Origin of the sequence: Nocardiopsis sp. NPDC006198 (genome assembly GCF_040613895.1) — a bacterium.
Taxonomy (GTDB): domain Bacteria; phylum Actinomycetota; class Actinomycetes; order Streptosporangiales; family Streptosporangiaceae; genus Nocardiopsis; species Nocardiopsis tropica.
This window is the reverse complement of sequence record NZ_JBEXSY010000060.1, coordinates 1-19,422: the sequence shown is the minus strand read 5'-3', so window position 1 is coordinate 19,422 and position 19,422 is coordinate 1. Positions and strand designations below refer to the sequence as shown.

Here is a 19,422-nt window from a genome sequence, read left to right as displayed (position 1 = left end):
GGGGTGGGATCTGTGGGTCGCGAGGAAGCCGATCGTCCGGACGGGGCGTCGATGTCGCTGTCTGCCGCTAGGGTTCTGGCCATGGCCAAGGACCTCAACGAAATCATGGAAGCCGGGTGGGCCAAGGCCCTGGAACCGGTCGCGCCCCAGATCGCCGCGATGGGCGACTTCCTCCGCAGGGAGGTCGCCGAGGGACGCACCTACCTGCCCGCCGGGGACAACGTCCTGCGCGCCTTCCAGCAGCCCTTCGACGACGTGCGTGTGCTCATCGTGGGCCAGGACCCCTACCCCACCCCCGGCAACGCCGTGGGGCTGAGCTTCTCCGTCGCCCCCGACGTGCGCCTGCCCGCGAGCCTGCGCAACATCTACAAGGAGATGCAGGACGACGTCGGCACGACCATGCCCTCCAACGGCGACCTCACCCCGTGGACCGAGCAGGGCGTGCTGCTGCTCAACCGGGTGCTGACGGTGGCCCCCGGCAGTGCCGGGTCGCACCGCGGCAAGGGGTGGGAGGCCGTGACCGAGCAGGCCATCCGGGCACTGGCCGAGCGCGACAAGCCGCTGGTGGCGATCCTGTGGGGACGCGACGCCCGCAACCTGCGCCCGATGATGCCGGGCGTGCCGTGCGTCGAGTCCGCGCACCCCAGCCCGCTGTCGGCGCGCAACGGCTTCTTCGGCTCCCGGCCGTTCAGCAAGACCAACGCGATGCTGGAGGAGCAGGGCGCCAAGCCGGTCGACTGGCAGCTGCCCTAGCGCCACCGGCTCCACCCCTTCCCCTGTCGACCTGCGGACTCGGCGCCTCCCCCGGTGCCGGGTCCGACCGCGTTCCACCCCCTGAAAGCGGAAAGGCCCCCTGGCCATGGCGAAAAGGCTCTCCTACGCGGACGCGCTGAAGATCCTCGGCAAGAACGACTCGGACCTCCTGGACTTCGCGGAGAAGCTGGCCGACGGCGGGCTCGGCCTGGTGGGGGTGCCGGACCTCTTCGGGGCCAGGTCCTACCTGGTCGGCAAGGGACGGCAGGCCGTCGAGGGGATCCGGGACAAGATCGCCGGCGAGAGCCGGATGTCGCGGACCGAGAGGATCGCGGCCGCCCGACGGATCCTCCTGGCCGTCTCCTTCCTGGAGGCGGTCGAGGAGTCCTGGGAGTCGGCCTCGGTGCCGTTCCCCCTGGAGGACCTGCGACCGGCCTCGGAGGGGCAGCTCGCGGTGGTCCTCCAGGGGGATCCGGCCGACCCCGCGCTGCCGGGAGCCCTGACCTCCGCGCACCTCCAGGAGACGGGCGGGGCCGATCAGGGGGACGTGCTCTACCTGGGCGCGGCCGAGGCCTTCGTCCGGGGGATCCCGGGGGCGGCCGCTGCCGCGGAGCACGGGATCACGTCCGTGGACCACCCCTCCCTCCAGCTGCTGGCGCTGGATCTGCCCCGGCGCGCGCACGACCGCTACCGGGAGAACTACCGCAGGCTCGCCTCGGAGATCCCCGAGTTCGGTATGTGGGCGCAGCTCGAGGCGCACGAGCACACGCGCCGGAGCCTGGACACCGGCCTCGGGGAGCTGCACCGGCAGCTCTCGGCGATCGCGTCACGGCGCGGGGTGGACGTCCGGCGCCGGGAGCTGGCCGCCTCCTACCGGGCGGTCCTGCGGCAGCCCGTCCTGAGGACGAACGAGACCGCTCCGGGTCTGGTCCTGCCTCCCCTGGAAGAGGCCTACATCCCGCCGCGCGGCCGGATAGCGCGGATCCACGGCGGCGCCTCGCCCTCGACCGAGGAGTGGTGGCAGCGGCAGACCCTGTTCGACGACCTCCAGGGGTTCCTCGCCGCCCACCTCGTGCACACGGACAGCACCGGATTCCCCACCGTCGTCCTCGGCCACCCCGGGGCGGGCAAGTCCAAGTTCACGGAGATGCTCTCCGCCAGGCTCCCCGAGTCCGACTTCCTGCCGATCCGGGTGGAGCTGCGGTCGGTCCTGCCCAACTCCCCCATCCACGTCCAGATCGAGGAGGGGCTGGCCGCCACCCTCCACACCAGGGTGTCCTGGCGCGAACTCGCGGAGTCCGCGGACGGCGCGCTCCCCGTCATCATCCTGGACGGCTTCGACGAACTCCTCCAGGCGACCGGGGTGGACCGCTCCGACTACCTGGAGCGGGTGCAGGAGTTCCAGCTCCAGCAGGAGGCCCTGGGCCGGCCGGTGGTGGTCGTCGTGACCAGCCGCACGGTGGTGGCCGACCGGGCGCGCTTCCCGGAGGGCACCACCGTGATCAGGCTGGAGCCCTTCGACGAGCCGCGGATCGGGCAGATGCTGGAGGTGTGGAACGGGGCGAACGCGCGGGCCTTCGCCTCCTCCGGCCTGGCCCCCCTCACGCCCGGGGTGCTGGCGCCGTACTCGGAGCTGGCCGAGCAGCCCCTCCTCCTGCTGATGCTGCTCGTGTACGACGGCGAGGGCAACGCCCTGCGCCGGGCGGGCGACGCACTCGGGCAGGGCGATCTGTACGAGCGGCTGCTGACCATGTTCGCCCGGCGCGAGGTGGAGAAGCACCGCTCGGGGCTGGGCACGCGCGACTTCGCCGCGGCGGTCGAGGACGAGCTGCGCCGCCTGGAGGTCGCCGCCCTGGCGATGTTCACCCGGCGCAAGCAGAGCGTCACCGCGGACGAGCTGGAGCAGGACCTCGCGGTCCTCATGCCCGACGCGGCGGTGCGCCCCGAGGACCCGGGCCCGCACGGGCGGATCGACGCCGCGCACCAGGTGCTGGGGCGCTTCTTCTTCGTCCACGAGTCCCGGGCCCGGGTGGGCGACGGATCCGCGAGCGTGTTCGAGTTCCTGCACGCCACCTTCGGCGAGTACCTGGTGGCCAGGGCCGTGGACGCGGCCCTGGCCGACCTGGACGACGCCCGGGCGCGTTCGTCGCGCCGCCGGGGCAGGAGCGTCCGCACGGACGACGGCGAGCTGTTCGCCCTGTCGTCGTTCGCGAGTTACGCCGGACGCGACAAGGTGGTGGACTTCCTCTCGGAGATGCTGGAGCGGCGGTTCGCGGATGAGCCGGAGGCCCGCGAGGACTACGCCGGGCTGCTCGTGGAGCTGTTCCAGGAGGCGCCCTTCCCGGCCTCCAACCGGTCCTACACCGAGTACGAGCCGGCCCGGCTCCGGCTGTCCCACCGCGAGGCGAACTACACCGCCAACCTCATGATCCTGCTGGTCCTGGTCAGGCAGGAGCCGGTGAACGCCCTGGAGCTGTTCCCCGGGGCCGAGGAGCCCGACCAGTTCCTCCGGGGCACGACGTCGATGTGGCGCCTCCTGCCCGGCTCGGAGTGGTACAGCATCATGTCCGCGATCCGCGTCCGCCACCTGGACGGCTGGTCGGAGGACGGCGTGGTCACCGTGCTGGAGCGGGAGGACGGCTCGCCCGTCGACGTCGGGGAGTGCATGGGGTTCGAGCTGAGCAGGCGGAGGCACCCCGGCCCGGTGGTCATGGACCCCTACGGCGTCACCGTGCCCTACGACTCGGTCACCTCCCGCCTGATCCGGTCGATGGCGATGCGCGTCAACGGCACGGCGGCGCGTTTCGCGATCGGGCTCGTGCCGTACCTGCGCCACGTCTCCGACGACCTGGGCACCTGGTACCAGGACCCGAAGGACGACCGGGTCTGGGCCGAGCTGCACGAGGTCCAGCGGCTGCGCATGGAGCCCCCTCAGCTCCACCCCCACCAGCGCCTGGACAGCTACCGGAGGCTGCTCTCCCAGACGAGTCTGGGCCGCCTCGAACTCATCACGCTGACCCAGGCCGCCGCCGACCTGGCCGCGGCCTCGACCGCGCCCTTCCCGACCGTGCTGCCCGAGCAGCTGGCGAAGCTGCTGCGCCGCTACTTCGCGCACCTGCGGGAGGTCGTCCCCGGCCCCCTGCTCGGCGCGGACCTCGTCATGCCGGTCCTGGCCTCCCTGCCCGGGGACATCGTCACCGCCCAGGTGAGGGAACACGTCCTGGGGCTCCTGCGCGCGGCCGACCCTGGGGCGGAGCCGCCCCCGTCCGATCCCCCGCCGGTCGACGCGGCCTTCCCCCTCCGGCGGGTGGAGTCCGCCGCGAACCAGTACGGCAGCGGCGGTGGCGGCGGCTAGTTCCGCGGCGCCGTCCCGCGGACGCGGCGCACCAGGGCCGGGACGACCTCCCCGATGGGGTCGTGCAGGACCGCCCCCGCGAAGTCGTCGTAGGGGGTGGGCTCCGCGTTGACCACGACCAGGGCGGCGCGCGCCATCATGGCCACGTCGCACAGCCCGGCCACGGGGTGGACGGTCAGCGAGGTCCCCACGGCCATGAACACGTCGCACTCCTGGGCGGCGCGGGTGGCCTCGCCGATGACGTCGGGGTCGAGCCGCTGGCCGAAGGAGATGGTGTCCGCCTTCTGGATGCCGCCGCATGCGAGGCAGTGGGGGTCGGACTCCTCGTCCAGCCGCTCCAGCACCACGGGGGTGGGGGTGCGCAGCCCGCACGCCATGCACATGATGCGCAGCATGGTGCCGTGCACCTCGATGACGGCGTCGTCGGGCACCCCGCCGCGCTGGTGGAGGCCGTCGATGTTCTGGGTGATGAGCGCCCGCAGCCGGCCCATGGCCCGCAGATCGGCGAACGCCCGGTGCGCGGCGTTGGGCTCGGCCTCCCACACCGGGTGGACACGGCGCTGCGACCACACCTCGCGGCGCACGTCCACGTCGCCCATGTAGGAGTCGATGTCCGACATGGCCTCCGCGCTCGGGTTCGTCGTCCACAGTCCCTTCGGCCCCCGGAAGTCGGGGATCCCGGAGTCGGTGGAGACGCCGGCGCCGGTGAGCACGGTGATGCTCCCTGCGGAGGAGAGGAGGTCGGCGGCGCGCTCGAACTCCTCGGGGTCGGCGAACGGCGCGGAACGGGTGCTCATCGAGGCCATACCCCATTGTTGCAGCGACACCGGACCGGGGCTTCCCGAGGCTCTCCCCGACCCGCCGCGGCCCTCCGGAGGGCCGCGGCGCCGGGAACTCGCGGACGCGGAGCGTGAAACGCGCGGCCGATGCACACGAGAGGGGCAAAGGGTGCAAAAATCGACACAAATGAAGCAGCCGTCCTACATCCTCGTGGTCAACGGGACCAAGGTCCAACGCCCGGTGTTCGTCCTGGGCGCCCCCCACTCCGGGATCTCCGAGGTCTCCCGCGCCCTGGCCCGCGCACCCGGGTTCCACCTGGGGGCGGGGTCCCCGGGCGTGCTCAACGCCGTCTACGCCGTGGCCAGACGCCCCTCGCTGGCACGGGAGAAGGTCGCGGGAACGGCGAGCCTCCTGCGCGAGGCCTACGCCGAGGCCTGGCAGCTCACCCCGCTGACCTGTCCCAAGTGCCCCGGTCCGTGGGCCCGCGTGCCCGCGAACGCCTCCGCGGAACCGTGCGAGCACAGCGCCGACGCCCTCCGCTACGGCGACGCGAGCCCCGACCTGCTGTTCGCCGCGAGCGCCCTGCACGCGGCGTTCCCGGACGCGCTGTTCGTCCAGATCATCCGGGACGGCCGCGACGTCATCGCGGACATGATGGACGACGAGCGCTCCCTGGCCTGGTTGAAGCCGAGCTTCATGAAACTGGACCACGAGTTCCCGAACCACTTCTTCGGGCTGGAGGACCAGTCGGACCTGGACGCGTTCACGGAGGGCTCCACCGCCGCCAAGTGCGCGATGCGCTGGCGGGGCGCGGTGCGCATGTCGGCCCTGCTGCGCCGGGAGATCGGGGCCGACCGGCTGCTGACCCTGCGCTACGAGGACGTGCACGGCGGCGAGGTCGAGACGGCGGAGCGGCTGCGGGAGTTCTGCGGGGCCCGGGTGTCGGCGTCGGAGCTGCTGACCGAGCAGGCGTGGGGCGTGGGTTCGTGGCGCGAGCGCCTGTCCCGGACCCAGCACACGGACGTGCACGAGGTGGCGGGCGTGGAGCTGTCCCGGCTCGGCTACATGTGAACGCCGCACCCGCCCACGGGACCTGACCCCGGCCACCGGGGCGCGGCAGGGCGCCGGGCCCGGACAGGCCCCGGCGCCCCGGGGCTACGGGCGGGTGCGCCCGGGCCGGACGCCCGGGTCGCGCGCCGCGAGGGGGTCGGCCGCCAGCGTCTCCTCGGCCTCCTCGACCAGCTCCCGCGCCTCGGCCCTGTGGAGGAGGTCGTCCGCGGCGTCCTCGGGGATCACGGCGGTGCACGTCAGCGCCACGAGGGCGTCGGGGTCCATCAGGTCGGTCACGCCCACCGCCGTCATCGGCGGGTAGTAGCGGCCCATGTGCCGCCGGTAGACGGACCCGATGGTGCCGCTGTTGACCCGGTAGGAGTGCATCGACGTGGTGTACACGCACATGTCCACCACGTGGGCGGGTTCGGCGCCGGCGGCCCGCAGCGCCTCCACCAGGTTGGCGAGCGCCTGGTCGAACTGCTGCGCCACGGAGTCCCCGACCACCTTGCCGTCGGGGCGCCGCGAGGTCTGTCCGCCGACGCGGACGAGGCGCCCGGGTCTGACCACGAGCGCGTGGGAGTACCCCACCGGATCGGCGAGGGAGAGCGGGTTGACGATCTCGTGCGGTGTCCGGTCCATCGGCGTGCCCTCCGGGTTGGTGCGGCTCCCGTCGCCCGTCCCGGAACGGTCCCCCGGAGGGTGTTCCGAGGACGTGCGGCTACGATGAGCGCATGTCGATCTCACTGCTGCTGTCCGCCCTGGCCCTCGTCGCCGTGCTGGCGCTGTTCGCCGCCATCTTCATCGGAGGCGCCGTCTACGTCGGCCGTGTCCGCCGCAACGGCACCGAGTCCGTCCTGGCCGGCGCCCGCAGGCACCGGGAGCTGCGCGGCTAGTCCGCGCCCGTCCGGCCCGGACCCCGGCTTCCGGCCGCTGCCGGTCGGAGGCCGTCGTCGGCCGGGGCCGGCGCCTAGTCGCCGTCGAACTCGTCGGGGTCGGGGCCGAACCTCGTGTCGGAGTCGAGCCCGCTGATCCGGTCCATCTCCTCCTCGGAGAGCTCGAAGTCGAAGATCTCGAAGTTGGAGCGGATGCGCTCGGGGGTCACCGACTTCGGGATGACCACGTTGCCCAGCTGGACGTGCCAGCGCAGGAGCACCTGGGCCGGGGTGCGCTCGTGCTCCTCGGCGACCTCGGTGACACCGGGGTGGTCGAGGAGCTTTCCGTGTCCCAGGGGGCTCCACGCCTCGGTGGCGATGTTGTGCTCGGCGTCGAAGTCGCGCACGGCCTTCTGGGTGAGCAGCGGGTGCAGCTCGACCTGGTTGACCATGGGCGTGATCCCGCCCTCCTCCATGACCCTCTCCAGGTGCGGCACCTGGAAGTTGCACACCCCGATGGCGCGCACCCGCCCCTCGGCGTAGAGGCGTTCCAGCGCCTTCCAGGTCGGCACGTAGAGGTTGCGCCGGGGCAGCGGCCAGTGGACCAGGTACAGGTCGACGGTCTCCATGCCCAGGCGGTCGGCGCTGGCGTCGAAGGCCCGCAGCGTGGTGTCGTAGCCCTGGTCCGGGTTGGCGAGCTTGGTGGTCACGAAGAGGTCGTCGCGGTCCAGTCCCGATCTGCGCAGGGCCTCGCCGACCCCGCGTTCGTTGCCGTAGGCGGCCGCGGTGTCGATGCTGCGGTAGCCCGCCTCCAGCGCGGTGGAGACCGCCTGCTCCACCTCGTCGTCGGGCACCTGCCACACCCCGTAGCCCAGCTGTGGAATGCGCACACCATTGGCCAGTGTGATGCCCGGAACCGTCATCTTTTTTCATCCCCCGTCGGCCCTGAACGGCCCTGCTGTCGTACAGTGCACGGCATTCCCCGTGCCGCAGTCGCATACTGCCATGTCAACACGGGTGGCGGACCGAAGCTGCGCCGCTCGTGTGCGGGCTTTTTACCGTTGCCCAGGGCCGAAGGCGGCTCCGGCCCGGACCGCCGCGCCCGGCGTGTCGCCGCGCTCGGCCCCCCGGTAGGCTGCCGGCCCGGGACGGGAGGTGGGCCGGTGGGGCACGAACAGCGCGCCCGTGTCAGCGCCGGACTGGCGCGGGAGCGCGCGGGGCTGGTGGAGCGGATCGTCGCCGAGGTGTACGCCGAGGTCCCGGCCTACCGCGCGCTGCACGGGTCGCAGCTGGAGGAGGTGCGCGCGATCACCGGGTGGCTGGTGTCCCGGTCGATGGAGCTGTGGGTGGCCGGGGAGACCCGGCTGCCCCCGGACGACCTGGAGCGGCTGCGGGGCATCGGGCGCTCCCGGGCCGCGGACGGGCGTTCGATCGGTGCCGTCGTCCGGGCGCACCGGGTCGGATCGGTGGCGGCGGTGCGCGCCGTCTCCGAGCACGGGGCCGACGGGCTCGACGCGGCGGACGTGTTCGCTCTGGGCGAACTCTGGCTGACCTCGATCGACCAGATCTCGGAGAGCCTGGCGGAGGGCCACGCCGAGACCGCCCACCGGCTGGACGCCGACCTGGAGAGGGCCCGGCGGGCGTTCCTGGACGACCTCCTCATCGGACGGCAGGCCTCGCAGGGGGCGATCCGCGACCGGGCGAGGACCCTGGGCATCGCCCCGCCCGACCCCGCGGTCCTGGTGGTGGCGCAACCGGAGGGATCTCCCCCCGTCGGCGCCCCGCGGGGGGACGCCGTGTCGGCGGGGATGGCGCTGCTCGGCCTGGTCGAACCGGTCGGCGCGGACCCGCTGCTCACCACGCGCGCGGGCCGGGTGGTGCTGCTGGCCTCCCCCGCCGACGCCGGCAGGGTGGCCGCCGTGCTCGGCGCGCACCCCTGGCGGGGGTGCGTCCTGGCGCCGCGCGCCCTCGCCGACATGTCCGCCGCCTACCGGTTGGCCGACGACGCGCTGGAGACCGCGCCCCCGCACGCGTTCGGCCCCGAGGGGCTGCTGCGTGACTCCGACGCGTGCGTGCTGGCCCTCCTGAACGGCGGCCCGGTCACCCCGTCCGCGGTCCGCCGCGCCGTGCTCGGCCCGCTCCTGTCGGCGGGCGGCGCCCACCTGCTGGAGACGCTGCGCGCCTATTTCCGGGAGGGTGCGGCGACCACCGCGGCGGAGGTCCTGCACGTCCACCCCCAGACCCTGCGCTACCGGCTGCGCCGGGTACGGGAGCTGACCGGGCACGACCCGCACCGGCCCTGGCCGCGCTTCGTGCTGGAGACCGCCTGCGCCATCGCGCCCTGACGCAGGGCGGACCGGCCCGTGGGTGCGGGCGCCCGCGGCAGCAGCCGCCCGGTGTCGCGGCCGGCGGCGGGACCGGCCCGGGGTGCGGGTGCCCGTGCCCCCGGCGGCGGGGCCTCCCACGGACCGGGTGCGGGCCGCAGCCGCGCACCCGGTCCGCACCGGGGCGGCCCGGGCGCGCCCGGCGAAGGCCCCGGCCCGCACCGGCCGTGCGCGCGGAGCGGCCGGGGAGCCCCGGCGGCGCGTGCGCGGCGCGTGGCCGGAAACGGCCACCGGCCGGGGTCCTCCGGCGTAGGACCGTGGTGCGCGGGGGGTAGGAAGCACCCGGAGCACCCCCCGGTACGAGAGGCACGCCATGTCCGTTTCCCCACCGCAGCTGCACGGTCCCGAGTTCGAGGCCGACCCCCACCCCGCCTACCGCTGGCTGCGGGAGCACTCCCCCGTGCACCGCGTGGACCTGCCCGGCGGGGCGTGGGCCTGGCTGGTCACCCGCCACGCCGACGCGCGGCGGGTCCTCGCCGACCCCGACATGCTCAAGGACCCCGCGGCGGGCGACGCCGCCTGGCGCGCGGCGGGCCTCGGCCTCCCCTACGACCACCGGCCCAGCCTGGTGCGCAGCATGGTCAACGTGGACGCGCCCGACCACACGCGGCTGCGCCGGGTCGCGGGAGGGGCGTTCACCCCGCGCCGGGTCAGAGCCCTGAAGGAGAGTGCTGAACGCGTCACCGCGGACCTGGTGGACCGCATCGCGGCCTCCGACCGGCCGGACCTGGTCCGGGACCTGGCCTATCCGCTGCCCATCGCCATCATCTGCGACATCCTCGGCGTTCCCGGGGCGGACCGGCCCGAGTTCCACCGGCGGGCCGCGGTCATCGACTCCTCGTCCTACGAGGAGATGGAGGCCGTCGCCGCGACCACCGACTGGTTCGACCGCTACCTGGGGGAACTGGTGGAAGCCCGCCTGTCCGAACCCTCCGACGACCTGCTGGGCGACCTGGTCGAGGCGCACCGCTCCGGGGAGCTGAGCCGCGACGAGGTGACGTCCACGGCGTTCCTGCTGCTGGTCGCCGGGCACGAGACCACGGTGGCGCTGATCGGGAACATGCTCTTCACCCTGCTGCGCCGCCCGGAGCGCTGGGAGCGCCTGCGCGCGGACCGGGCGCTCCTCGGCCCGGCCGTCGAGGAGACGCTGCGCCTGGAGAGCCCCCTGCAGAACGCGACCTGGCGGTTCCCCCGGAAGCCGACCACCGTGGGCGGGGTCGCGCTGGAGGCGGGCGAACCGGTCCTGGTCTCCCTGCTGTCCGCGGGCCGGGACCCCGGGCGCTACGACGACGCCGACGGGTTCCGGCCCGGGCGCGGGGACGCGCACCTGGCGTTCGGGCACGGGGCGCACTTCTGCGTCGGGGCGCAGCTGGCACGGATGGAGGCCCGTGTGGCGGTCGGCGCCCTGCTCGACCGGTTCCCCGGGCTCCGCCTCGCGGTGGACGAGTCCGAGCTGCGGTGGTGGCCGAGCATGATCATGCACGGCCTGTTCGCCCTGCCCGTGCGTACGGGGAGGTAGCGGCGGGCGGGGCCCGTCGCGGGCGGCCCCCTCCGGGCCCGTACCGGAAGCGGCGAAAGCACAGAAAACTTACTCCCGGTTGGCTGGACGTTAGCCGCCCGGCACCGGTGGGTAACCGAGACTGACACACGGAGCGCACCACCGTGTGCGCTCCAGTCGCGAGACGAGTCACACCGACTGGAGGGGGACCAGAGTGACGACCGCAGACCGCAAGGCCGGAACGACGCCCAAGCCCAGGAGCAGCCAGCCGTGGCTGCACCAGAAGGGCAAGGAGATCCAGGAGTTCGGCACGGTTCGCCAGCTTCCGGTCGGCCTCTCCTACGACGCGCGGATGTACTCGTGCCAGCGGCTGAACCAGGTGCTGTGCGACACCCGCATCCTGCACGACCTGTACAAGAAGCACCACTGGCTGATGCGCGGGCAGACGTTCTACCAGCTCCACCTGCTGATGGACAAGCACGCCGACGAGCAGACCGAGCTGATCGACACCATCGCCGAGCGCGTCCAGACCCTGGGCGGCGTGGCGGTCGGGGACCCTCGGCACGTCGCCGAGATCACCAACGTCCCGCGTCCGCCGAACGGCGTCGAGGAGGTGCCCGCGATGCTCTCCCGCCTCCTGGAGGCGCACGAGACCATCCTGGAGGACTGCCACGACGCCGCCGCGCGCACCCAGGAGATGGGCGACGACGGGACGAACGACCTGCTGGTCTCGGAGGTGATCCGCGTCAACGAGCTGCAGGCCTGGTTCGTGGCCGAGCACCTGGTGGACACCCCGCTCGTCCACGCCTGAGGCGTCCGGGCCCCGCACCGCCGGACGGCGTGCGGGGCCCGCGGGCGCCCGCAGCCGGTTCGCGTACGGCGGGCCCGCCCCGGGCGCCGGGGATTCGTGCCCCGGTCCGCTCGGGACCCCGCAGGTCCCCGGAGCGGGAACCGGCCGCGACCGGGAGGGGCCGGGCCCGGCCCCTCTCCGCGTGCCCGCGTCCGGCGTCGCCCCGCGGCCGGGTCAGGTGAGGGTCAGCACGATCTTTCCGGTGGTGCGGCCCGTCTCCCCCAGCTCGTGCGCCTCGGCGGCCTCCTCCAGGGGGAAGGTCGCGGCGACCAGCGGCTTCAACCGCCCCTCCTCCACGAGCGCGGTGACCGCCTCCAGGCCCTTGTGGTCGGGTTCGACCATCAGGGTCACGCCGCGGACGCCCGCGCCCGCCTTCTCCGCGGCCCGGGCGACCCCCTCGGTGTCGAAGGGGTTGGCCAGGCCGATGTACAGCCCGCCTGGCCGCAGGGTGCGCAGCGACCGCTCCAGGTAGTCGCCGCCGATGGCGTCGAGCACCACGTCCACGTCGCCGACGGCCTCGGCGAAGTCCTCGGCCGCGTAGTCGACCACCTCGTTCGCCCCCAGGCCCAGGAGGAGCTCGTGCTTGGCGGCGCTGGCGGTACCGATCACGTGGGCTCCCCGGGCCCTCGCGATCTGGACGGCCAGGTGGCCCACGCCCCCCGCCGCGGCGTGGACGAGGACGCGCTGTCCTGCTCCGACGTCCGCGGTGTCCACCAGGGCCTGCCAGGCGGTGAGCGCGGCGAGCGGGAGGGCGGCGGCGTGGACGTGGTCGAGTCCCGCGGGCTTGGGGGCGAAGTGCCGCGCGGGGCCGGTGACCTGGTCGGCGTAGGCGCCGGGGGTGTCGGGGAAGTTCGGCATCCCGTAGACCTCGTCGCCGACGGCGAAGCGGGTGACCCCCGGGGAGACGGCGGTGACGACCCCGGAGACGTCCCAGCCCTGGCCGAAGGGGGGCGTGTACCAGTAGCCGGTGGTCCGCATCTTCCAGTCGGTCGGGTTGACGCCGGCCGCGTGCACCCGCACCCGGATGTGGGTGGGCGCGGGCACGGGCACGGGGGCCTCGACGATCTCCAGGACCTCGGGGCCGCCGACGGACTTCTGCTGGACGGTGCGCATGTGCTCTGTCATGCGCCCAGCTTCCCGGCTAAGGTACCCCTTGTATAGAAGGCACTTTCCCCATCTGTAGGTACCTGGTGTATACCACTCCTGACTTGCGAGAACTCGGCGGCGCCGATGTCTACCTGCGGAACTGTGCGTCCCGCAACGTCCTCTCCCTGCTGTCCAACAAGTGGCTGTGCCTGGTGGTGGGGGTGCTCTCCCAGGGCCCTGCTCGCTTCGGCGAGCTGCGCCGCCGCCTGGACGGCATCACGCAGAAGATGCTGACCCAGACCCTGCGCGAGATGGAGCGGGCGGGGCTGGTCGACCGCCGGGTGTACCCGACGACCCCGCCGCGCGTGGAGTACAGCCTGACCGCGCTCGGCGCCGAGGTGGAGGCGCTGATGGGGTCGATCCGCCTGTGGTCGGAGGAGCACATGGACGAGATCGCCTCGGCGCGCGCGGCCTACGACGAGCGCGCGTCCCGGCCGGTGGAACCCGTGTAGCGCTCGGAAACGGCGCGGGAGCGGGACCGCCGGGGCGGGGACCCGGGGCCCGGGGCCGGGGACACCGCCGCCACCGGACATCCGCGGTGGAGCACCCACAATCCCCCTAAAACCCACTTGTTTAGTAGAGTTATCCGCATGGAGATCCTCGTCGCCGTCATGGCCGGATTCGCCGTCGCGGCCGTGACGGCCCCCGTGGGGATCTCGGGGGCCGTCCTCCTGCTTCCCGTGCAGCTCAGCGCCCTGGGGATGCACGGACCCGCGGTGAGTGCCACCAACCTGCTCTACAACGTGGTGGCCACACCGCTGGGCCTGAGCCGCCTGGCCCGGTCGGCGCGCGGCCACGGCGCGGAGATGCTCGTGGCCACGGCCGCCGCCGTGCCCTGCGCGGTGGCGGGCGCCGCCGTGCGCGTCACCTGGCTGTCCGATCCCGCGCTCTTCCGCGGCCTGCTCGCCGTGCTCATGCTCGCCACGGGGACGCGCCTCCTCGCGGTCCGCCGGGCACGGGCCTCCGCTCCCCCGCCGACGGGGGCCGGGGGCGCGCGGCCCGCACGCGGGGGCCGCGCCCTGCTCGCGCTCGCGGCGGGCGGCGCGGCGCTGTTCGGCGCGGCGGTGGGCATCGGCGGCGGCTCCCTGCTGTCGCCGCTGCTCATCGGCGCGGCCGGGTGGCTGACCTCGCGGGCCGCCGTGGTGGCCCTGACCACCACCCTGGCCACGTCCGTGGTGGGCCTGACCGCCTACGCGGTGTTCGACCGGATCGGTTTCGGCGCGGCCCCGGCCGCCCCCGACTGGGGCGTGGGCCTGGCGCTGGGGCTCGGCGGCGCGCTCGGCTCCCTGGTCGGGATCGGGTTCTCCCGCCGCCTGGGAGAGCAGCCGCTGCGCCTCCTGCTCGGCGCGCTCGTCACGGCCACCGGCGTGGTCTACCTGGCCGGCCTGCTGCCCTGAGGCCGCCGGGGGCCGGGACAGGGACCCGTCGCGGTGGCCCTTCCGCCCGACGACGACGGGGCCGGGCCGCGCATCGCGGCCCGGCCCCGGTACGAGCGGTCCTCTAGTAGACCTGCGCGTGGAACTGCGGAGCGGCGAAGGTCCCGCCGGTGGAGAAGTCCACGCTCCTGCCGCTCGGGATGTGGTAGCCCCCGGTCGACTTCAAGCGCCCGCCGCTGTTCCTGATGGTCACGTAGTAGCCCTCGTTGCCGTTGGTGCTCACACTGGTGCACTGGCCGGAGTTGACGACGTAGGTGGAGAAGCCGCCGCGGTCCGGGAAGGTCGCCTGGGCGGAGTAGCCGGAGCCGACGTTGCAGAGCCGGAAGGTGCCCGCGGCGGAGGCCGGGGAGGCGGCGGCGAGCGCGAGGCCGAAGGTGAGGAGCAGGCCGGCGAGCACCGACGAGGTCAGGGCCTTGCCTCTGCGGAAGATGGACATGTGCGTCTCCAAAAACCATAGGGGGTACGGGCCGGCCGAGCGGGGACCGGGACGTGCCGGGGGTAGTGGCGCAACGCAGTCAACCACACACCAGCCGTCAAAAACCAGGTTTGTGTGGCTTTTTTGTTGGCTTCTTGTTGTTTTTGTTGGTTTTGCTTGGGTTAACACCCCGGCCCAGCCCTGTACACCGAGAACGGGGAGGACGCGCGCCCCCGCGCACGTCCTCCCCGTCCCTTCCCGCGGGCCCGTACCGGTCAGGAGCCGGTGATGCCCCAGCGGCGGCGCAGGGCCCGGTCGGCCCAGTTGAAGAACACGTCGATGACGATGCCGACGACGAGCACGATGATGATGTAGCTGAGCAGCCGCTCGGCGTCGTTGAGCTGGCGCGCCTGGCTGAGCGCCCACCCGATGGAGTTCTGCTGGTTGATGATCACCAGCAGCTCGCCCGCCATCAGCGAGCGCCAGGCGAAGGCCCAGCCCTGCTTGAGGCCGGTGACGAACATCGGCAGGGCCGCCGGGATGATCAGCACCGTGTACCGCTGCACCCCCCGCAGGCCCATCACCTGCCCGGCCCGCAGCAGCGACGGGGAGACGTAGTCGATGCCCGAGGTCAGCCCGCCCGCGATGGAGGGGGCCGCGCCCAGCACGATCACGAACATGATCGCCGACTCGCTGATGCCGTACAGCAGCATCGCGAACGGGAACCACACGATGGAGGGCATCGTCTGGAGCCCGGTGATCAGCGAGCCGATCGCCACCCGCAGCGGCTTGAACTGCGAGACCGCGATGCCGATGATCACGCCCACGACCAGGGCCAGGGCGAAGCCGGTCAGGGCCCGCCGCATGGTGACCTGGACGGCCTCCCAGAACTCGGGTGTGGTGATCTCCCGGAAGAGGGTCGGCAGCACCCTGTCCGGTCCGGGGAAGACGAACTCGGTCCGCCACCCGGACCACACGACCGCCTGCCAGGCGAGCAGCACCAGGGCCACCGCGGCCAGCTTGGGCCAGGTCGCGGCCCAGATCCTCCCGGCGGTCTCGGCGGCACTGCGCTCCCCCGTACCGCGCCGGGGCTGGAGTTCGAGGGCGTCGAGTCCGCGGACACGGCTCCGGTCGTCCCGCACATCGGTGTCAGGCATGGCGCGAGACCTCCTCGCGGAGTCGGTCGGTGATGGTGGCGGCCTGCTCGGCGATCTGCACCGAGTCGATCCGGCGGGGGCGCTCGCCCTCGACCGGGAAGGCGTCGATCACCCGACCGGGGCGGCTGGACAGCAGCACGACCCGGTCGCCCAGGCGCACCGCCTCGCGCACGTTGTGGGTGACGAAGAGGATGGTCAGCTCCTTCTCGCGCCAGATCCGCTCCAGCTCGTCGTGGAGGATGTCGCGGGTCATGGCGTCCAGCGCGCCGAACGGCTCGTCCATGAGCAGCACGTCCGCGTCCTGGGCCAGCGCGCGGGCCAGGGCGACGCGCTGGCGCATGCCGCCGGACAGCTCGTGGGGGCGCTTGCGGTCGAAGCCGGTGAGCCGCACCAGGTCCAGGAGTTCGGCGACGCGCTTCCTGCGCTCGGCCCGGGGCACCTTGTTGACCTTCATGGGCACCTCGATGTTGGCGCCCACGGTCAGCCACGGGAACAGCGCGGCCTCCTGGAACATCATCGCGACCTTGTGGCCGCCCGCGTCCACGCTGCCCGTCGTGGGCTGTTCGAGTCCGGCGACGAGGGAGAGCAGGGTGCTCTTCCCGCAGCCGGACGCGCCCACGATGGCGAGGAACTCCCCGGTGCCGACGGTGACGGACATCCCGTCGATCGCGGTCACGGCGCCCTTGCCGTGTCCGAAGACCTTGGAGATGTCCTGGATCTCCACGGCGGCGGTGCGCGCGGGCGTCTCTGTGACGGTGGTCATGGGCCTCTACCCTTCCAACCCGGCGACCCGCTCGCGGCCGTCCTCGGCGAGGAGACCGTTGAGCAGGTCGAGGGCGTAGATTCCGTTCAGGTCGACGGGTTCGAGCAGCCCGACGGCCTCGGCTCTGTCGGCGCCGGCGAGCAGCGAGGGGGCGACGGGGTCGACGGTGAAGGCCACGTTGTCGAAGGCCGACGCGGTGATGCCGGGGTCGAGCCGCGCGCCGGTGAGCGACTCCAGATGGTCCCCGGCCGCCGCCCGCGCCCGTTCGGGCTCCTCGTTGAGCAGGTCGACGGAGGCGATGTGGCCGCGCAGCAGGTCCTCGACCACCTCGGGGTTGCGGTCGAGGAACTCGGCGCCGACCGCGAGGTGGGTGGTGACGAACCGGCCGTCGGTCTGCGGCCACAGGTCGGCCTCGTCGATGAGCAGGTGCGCGTCGTCCTCGGCGAGCACCCGGCTCAGGTGGGGCTCGGGCAGCCAGGCGCCGTCGATCTCGCCGAGGGCGAAGGCGTCCACGGTCTCGGCGTTGGCCTGGGGCACGATCGACAGGTCTCCGCCCCCGGCGGTGTCGACGCCCCAGCCCTGCTCCTCGGCGAGCCAGCGCAGCGCCACGTCCTGGGTGCCGCCCAGCTGCGGGGTGGCCAGGGTGGTGCCGCGCAGGTCGTCCAGGGAGTCGATGCCCTCGCGCACGACGAGCCCGGTCCCCCTGGTGGCGGCCCCGGCGACGACGTGCAGCGCCTGGCCCTCGGACTGCGCCCACCCGTTGACGGCGGGGCTGGGGCCGAGGTAGGCGGCGTCGACCTCGCCGGAGAACAGGGCGTTGACGGCGTCGGGGCCGCTGTTGAAGATGCGGGTGTCGAAGGCGACGCCCTCGCCGAGGGCGCCGGGGATGATCCCGTCCTGGACGCCCACGAGGGCCGGGGCGTGGGTGATGTTCGGGAAGTAGCCGAGGGTCAGCGAGGACCCGTCGGCCTCCTCGGCGCCGGCCGCCCCGCACCCGGTGGCGGCCAGGCCGACGGCCAGGGCCGCCAGGGCGGTTCTCAGGGGGAGGGAGGGCACACGCATGGAGTGGTCCTTTTCGTGCTGCGTCGGAGGACGAGCAAAACTCTACTTAATAAGTAGGTTTTGTGGAAGCAGGCGAATCGCCCCCCGCTTCCCGAATGACCAGCCCAAACACCCCGAACCGCACCCCAGGGATGATCCCACCCACCGAGAAGACCCAGGTCAGAACGGCGCGCCGGTCGCGATGCGCGCCACCGGGCACCCGCCGCACCCCCGCGCCACGCCAGCACGGTCGGCAGCACTCCGCATAATGTGATCCAGATCACCACGCCTCGCCCGGGTGTGTCGGCGGCCCGGCGGCCCGCCGGGCGGGCGGGGCGGCGGGTCAGCCCACGGCCCTGCGGACGAGGGCGGCGAGCTCCTCCCGGGCCGCCCCGCCGAGACCGGTGACGGCGAAGGACGTGGGCCACAGGCCGCCGTCGTCGAGGTTCGCCTCGGGGGTGAAACCGAAGGTCGAGTAGCGCTCCTTGTCGGCCTGCCCGCTCCGGAAGAAGCACACGACCTTCCCCTTCCTGGCGTAGGCCGGCTGCCCGTACCAGAGCTTCGGTGTCAGCTCCGGGGCGTTGGCGGTGACGATGGCGTGGACGCGCTCGGCCACCGCGCGGTCCGCGGGATCCATCTCCGCGATCTTCGCCAGGACGTCGAGCTCCCCGGCCGCGGCCTTGGCGCCCCGCCCGCGCTCCGCCTCCTTCCTGAGTTCGGCGGCCCGCGCCTTCATGGCCGCGCGCTCCTCCTCCGAGAAGCCCTCCGCGGCCCCGCCGCCCGTCGTGCCCGTGTTCGCGCTCATCGCTGCCACTCCCCTGGTCGGAATCGGTGTGAGGCGCCTCCGACGCCAATCGTGCCCGCAACCCCGCCGCTTCTCGATTCCCGGCCCGCGCCCGCCCCGCTCCCGACACGTACCGCGCTGAGGCCGGAACCCCCGGTCCCGCTGTCCCGGCACCGGTCGGTCGCGGGCCGAACCCGCCCGAACGTCGGCGCGGCGTGGAACGATGGAGACATGGAACCTGGAGGCGCGCAGGCGCAACGCCTGCGCGACATCGCCGCGATGCGCCGCGTCCGCGACCGGATCGACCGCGAGTTCGCCGAGCCGCTGAACGTCGAGGCGCTGGCACGCGGGGCGTACATGTCGGCCGGGCACCTGAGCCGGGAGTTCCGCCGCGTCTACGGCGAGTCCCCGTACTCGTACCTGATGACCCGGCGGATCGAACGGGCGATGACGCTGCTGCGGCGCGGGGACCTCGGCGTCACCGAGGTCTGCTTCGCGGTGGGCTTCTCCTCCCTGGGCACGTTCAGCACGAGGTTCACCGAACTGGTGGGCGTGCCGCCGAGCGTCTACCGCCGCGACCGCTCCCGGGACGGGGCGGGGATCCCGCCCTGCCTGGCCAAGCGCGTGAACAGGCCGGTCAGGAATCGAGAAGCCCGCCCCGGTGGTCCTGCGTAGCGTGGCGCCCATGAACGTCACCATCCACCAGGCCTTCCTTCCGCAGACCGACCCCGAGGCCGCTCTGGGCTTCTACCGCGACGCGCTGGGCTTCGAGGTCCGCAACGACGTGGGCTACGAGGACATGCGCTGGATCACCGTCGGACCGGCCGGGCAGCCCGGCACCTCCCTCGTGCTGCACCCGCCCGCCACCGATCCGGGCATCTCCGAGGACGAGCGCCGCACCGTCCTGGAACTCATCGCCAAGGGTGTCTACACCTCCGTCACGCTCGCCACGGACGACCTCGAAGGGTTCTTCGCCCGCGTCCGGGCCTCGGGCGCCGACGTCGTCCAGGAACCCGCCGACCAGGACTACGGGGTCCGCGACTGCGCCTTCCGCGATCCCGCGGGCAACCTCGTCCGCGTCCACCAGCTCCTCTGAGCCGGACGGGCCCACCGCGCGGTGGGCCCGCGGCCCCTC

20 protein-coding genes are annotated in these 19,422 nt (G+C 73.3%); 11 read left to right on the top strand and 9 right to left on the bottom strand.

All coding sequences use genetic code 11. The features are described 5' to 3' along the window. The first annotated feature begins 81 nt into the window (after positions 1–81). Complete coding sequence (locus ABZ234_RS27710; RefSeq protein WP_330158314.1) at positions 82–753, top strand: uracil-DNA glycosylase; 672 nt, start codon at positions 82–84, stop codon at positions 751–753. 106 nt (positions 754–859) lie between these two features. Continuing rightward, complete coding sequence (locus ABZ234_RS27705; protein WP_355013976.1) at positions 860–4,108, top strand: hypothetical protein; 3,249 nt, start codon at positions 860–862, stop codon at positions 4,106–4,108. On the opposite strand, the gene ABZ234_RS27700 is transcribed toward ABZ234_RS27705, so the two are convergent. Beyond that, positions 4,105–4,914 (bottom strand): Sir2 family NAD-dependent protein deacetylase, encoded by an 810-nt coding sequence (locus ABZ234_RS27700; protein ID WP_344185135.1) that lies wholly within the window; start codon positions 4,912–4,914, stop codon positions 4,105–4,107. The genes ABZ234_RS27705 and ABZ234_RS27700 overlap by 4 nt on opposite strands. 160 nt (positions 4,915–5,074) lie before the next feature. Here ABZ234_RS27700 and ABZ234_RS27695 point away from each other — a divergent pair, with 160 nt between their 5' ends. After that, positions 5,075–5,959, top strand: a complete 885-nt coding sequence (locus ABZ234_RS27695) for a sulfotransferase (RefSeq protein WP_267945412.1) — start codon at positions 5,075–5,077, stop codon at positions 5,957–5,959. A gap of 84 nt (positions 5,960–6,043) precedes the next feature. Here ABZ234_RS27695 and ABZ234_RS27690 read toward each other — a convergent pair whose 3' ends face one another. Further along, positions 6,044–6,580: a RidA family protein gene (locus ABZ234_RS27690; RefSeq protein ID WP_267945413.1), complete on the bottom strand. Its 537-nt coding sequence runs from the start codon at positions 6,578–6,580 to the stop codon at positions 6,044–6,046. A gap of 92 nt (positions 6,581–6,672) precedes the next feature. Here ABZ234_RS27690 and ABZ234_RS27685 point away from each other — a divergent pair, with 92 nt between their 5' ends. Then, positions 6,673–6,834 (top strand): hypothetical protein, encoded by a 162-nt coding sequence (locus tag ABZ234_RS27685; protein WP_267945414.1) that lies wholly within the window; start codon positions 6,673–6,675, stop codon positions 6,832–6,834. Positions 6,835–6,908: 74 nt separating this feature from the next. On the opposite strand, the gene ABZ234_RS27680 is transcribed toward ABZ234_RS27685, so the two are convergent. Further along, positions 6,909–7,736 carry an aldo/keto reductase gene (locus ABZ234_RS27680; RefSeq protein ID WP_344185132.1) on the bottom strand — a complete coding sequence of 276 codons (828 nt, stop codon included), beginning with the start codon at positions 7,734–7,736 and terminating at the stop codon, positions 6,909–6,911. Between the two features lie 240 nt (positions 7,737–7,976). On the opposite strand from ABZ234_RS27680, the gene ABZ234_RS27675 reads away from it, so the two are divergent. From ABZ234_RS27675 to ABZ234_RS27665, 3 genes are all read left to right on the top strand, one after another. Further along, on the top strand, positions 7,977–9,158 hold the full coding sequence (locus ABZ234_RS27675; RefSeq protein ID WP_355013975.1) for a helix-turn-helix domain-containing protein: 1,182 nt from the start codon (positions 7,977–7,979) through the stop codon (positions 9,156–9,158). Between the two features lie 352 nt (positions 9,159–9,510). Next, the gene (locus tag ABZ234_RS27670; RefSeq protein ID WP_355013974.1) at positions 9,511–10,716 is read left to right on the top strand and encodes a cytochrome P450; all 1,206 of its coding nucleotides are present in this window, start codon (positions 9,511–9,513) and stop codon (positions 10,714–10,716) included. Positions 10,717–10,909: 193 nt separating this feature from the next. After that, positions 10,910–11,506: a DNA starvation/stationary phase protection protein gene (locus tag ABZ234_RS27665; protein WP_267945422.1), complete on the top strand. Its 597-nt coding sequence runs from the start codon at positions 10,910–10,912 to the stop codon at positions 11,504–11,506. Positions 11,507–11,719: 213 nt separating this feature from the next. Here the strand turns inward: ABZ234_RS27665 and ABZ234_RS27660 are convergent, their stop codons facing one another. After that, entirely contained in the window at positions 11,720–12,670 is a 951-nt protein-coding gene (locus ABZ234_RS27660) for an NADP-dependent oxidoreductase (protein ID WP_355013973.1), read from the bottom strand. A gap of 83 nt (positions 12,671–12,753) precedes the next feature. Here ABZ234_RS27660 and ABZ234_RS27655 point away from each other — a divergent pair, with 83 nt between their 5' ends. Beyond that, the gene (locus tag ABZ234_RS27655; protein ID WP_344181885.1) at positions 12,754–13,143 is read left to right on the top strand and encodes a helix-turn-helix domain-containing protein; all 390 of its coding nucleotides are present in this window, start codon (positions 12,754–12,756) and stop codon (positions 13,141–13,143) included. A gap of 138 nt (positions 13,144–13,281) precedes the next feature. Then, complete coding sequence (locus ABZ234_RS27650; RefSeq protein WP_355013972.1) at positions 13,282–14,088, top strand: sulfite exporter TauE/SafE family protein; 807 nt, start codon at positions 13,282–13,284, stop codon at positions 14,086–14,088. Positions 14,089–14,191: 103 nt separating this feature from the next. Here the strand turns inward: ABZ234_RS27650 and ABZ234_RS27645 are convergent, their stop codons facing one another. From ABZ234_RS27645 to ABZ234_RS27625, 5 genes are all read right to left on the bottom strand, one after another. Then, positions 14,192–14,563, bottom strand: coding sequence for a hypothetical protein (locus ABZ234_RS27645; protein ID WP_355013971.1), 372 nt, complete (start codon positions 14,561–14,563; stop codon positions 14,192–14,194). Positions 14,564–14,817: 254 nt separating this feature from the next. Further along, on the bottom strand, positions 14,818–15,699 hold the full coding sequence (locus ABZ234_RS27640) for an ABC transporter permease subunit (RefSeq protein ID WP_355013970.1): 882 nt from the start codon (positions 15,697–15,699) through the stop codon (positions 14,818–14,820). Then, entirely contained in the window at positions 15,692–16,462 is a 771-nt protein-coding gene (locus tag ABZ234_RS27635; protein ID WP_267945428.1) for an ABC transporter ATP-binding protein, read from the bottom strand. Before ABZ234_RS27635 ends, ABZ234_RS27640 begins: the two co-directional genes overlap by 8 nt. A gap of 6 nt (positions 16,463–16,468) precedes the next feature. Next, positions 16,469–17,524 carry an ABC transporter substrate-binding protein gene (locus tag ABZ234_RS27630; RefSeq protein ID WP_355013969.1) on the bottom strand — a complete coding sequence of 352 codons (1,056 nt, stop codon included), beginning with the start codon at positions 17,522–17,524 and terminating at the stop codon, positions 16,469–16,471. A gap of 322 nt (positions 17,525–17,846) precedes the next feature. After that, positions 17,847–18,308, bottom strand: a complete 462-nt coding sequence (locus ABZ234_RS27625) for a DUF1801 domain-containing protein (RefSeq protein ID WP_344181876.1) — start codon at positions 18,306–18,308, stop codon at positions 17,847–17,849. Positions 18,309–18,518: 210 nt separating this feature from the next. On the opposite strand from ABZ234_RS27625, the gene ABZ234_RS27620 reads away from it, so the two are divergent. Next, positions 18,519–18,962, top strand: coding sequence for a helix-turn-helix transcriptional regulator (locus tag ABZ234_RS27620; RefSeq protein WP_267945431.1), 444 nt, complete (start codon positions 18,519–18,521; stop codon positions 18,960–18,962). A gap of 10 nt (positions 18,963–18,972) precedes the next feature. After that, positions 18,973–19,383, top strand: coding sequence for a VOC family protein (locus tag ABZ234_RS27615; RefSeq protein ID WP_267945432.1), 411 nt, complete (start codon positions 18,973–18,975; stop codon positions 19,381–19,383). The last annotated feature ends 39 nt before the right edge of the window (positions 19,384–19,422 follow it).